1 protein-coding gene and 1 pseudogene are annotated in these 1483 nt (G+C 45.2%); both read right to left on the reverse strand.

The window, feature by feature from the left end; genetic code table 11:
* Window positions 1-766: pseudogene (locus tag V7D75_RS09840) on the reverse strand (lytic murein transglycosylase); the annotation flags it as partial.
* Between the two features lie 205 nt (window positions 767-971).
* The coding region (locus V7D75_RS09845; protein ID WP_333614421.1) for a thiopurine S-methyltransferase at window positions 972-1483 on the reverse strand (512 nt) is incomplete at its 5' end.

Genomic DNA, 1483 nt, shown 5'->3' on the forward strand with positions numbered 1-1483 from the left:
CGCCCCAAAAACCACTCGGCAGTTTGACTTCATAACCCCATGGCTCGCCGGTACGGTAGCCACGTTTGTCTAAAAAGTTGGCAGTAGAAGCGAGCGCATCAGGGACGCTATTGACCAAGTCGCGGCGGCCATCACCATCGAAATCGACAGCCAGTTCTAAAAAGGTACTTGGCATAAACTGCGTTTGTCCAAATGCACCTGCCCATGAGCCGGTCATATCACTAGGTGCAATATCGCCATTTTGGACGATTTTTAGCGCATTGGCATATTCGCCTTGGAAGTAGCTTTGACGGCGATCAAAACATGACAGCGTCGCTAAAGATTCAAACAAGGGCTTTTTACCCAATGTCTGACCAAAGTTTGACTCCACGCCCCATACGCCCAGTACATGCTCGGCTTTGACCCCATAGCGCGATTCAATGCGTCGCAAGGTATCTGCCCATTGGTGCTTAGCCTGAATGCCATCTTCGACCCGCTCTTTATCTACCAATGATGACAAATAATCCCAAACGTCCTTTTGAAATTCAGGCTGGTAATTGAGTGACTGAATCACACTAGGATCAGGCTGGCTTGGACGATAATTATTAAACGTATAGCTATCGACGCCGCGGAATTTACTAGAGTTTTTCAAGCCATCTAAGCACTGCTGAAACTGGCTATTAGATAAGTCTGGTGCTGGTGGTTTGGCCGCTTGCGCAGTACTGGCAAAGCTGAGGCTAACCGCGATGCTAAGTAGCGATAACGTAGAAGTCGAAGAAAAACGCATGGAAATATCCTATAAACATCGAAATAATCATTGAAAGAGAACAAAGCTGAATTAAGCAGTATGAACTTAGAGTAACCAATCTCAATAGTAAAGAAAAGGTATCGAAGCACTCAGTTACTATAAATTGACGTGAGCGTGAGGTTAGAAGAGGGTTTGGCTATCATGCTTAAGCAAGATTCAGAGCTTTTTTGTTGTTTAGCGGCAGTTAATGAGTGAATGAAGGATTTAATAGCCAAACCTGTTCAGTTACGGCTAGCTCAGATGCCGCATTCAGAGTTGATGACTGGTTTTCAAGCTCGATAATTTTATAGTCGGCATCATAATACTGCTGTAACTGCTGCTGACTAATCGAAAAGGGCGGGCCGTCTTTTTTACTTTGGTCGTAGTTTAGGGTGATTAAAAGTTGTGGTGCATGATTGCTAAGCTTGACTATTTGCGCACTATAATCAGCACGCATCGTTGCTGGCAAGGCTATCAATGCTGCTCTATCATAAACAGCATTAATCTCGCCTATATCTGTGGCGCTCAGAGCAAAAATATCTGCTGCCCATAAAGTGATGGTTTGTCCAGCTAGCTGACCTTGATAGCGTTTTAAAATGGCGTTATCAGTAGCGCTCGTAAATTCAGTCATAGTAGGGGTAATGTTTTGCTCAACAAAGAACGCTTGCACAGCAGTTTCCACCAGCTCGACGCCAACGACGTCGTAGCCTGCGTGCG

It is taken from the genome of Psychrobacter sp., assembly GCF_036731945.1.
GTDB lineage: Bacteria > Pseudomonadota > Gammaproteobacteria > Pseudomonadales > Moraxellaceae > Psychrobacter.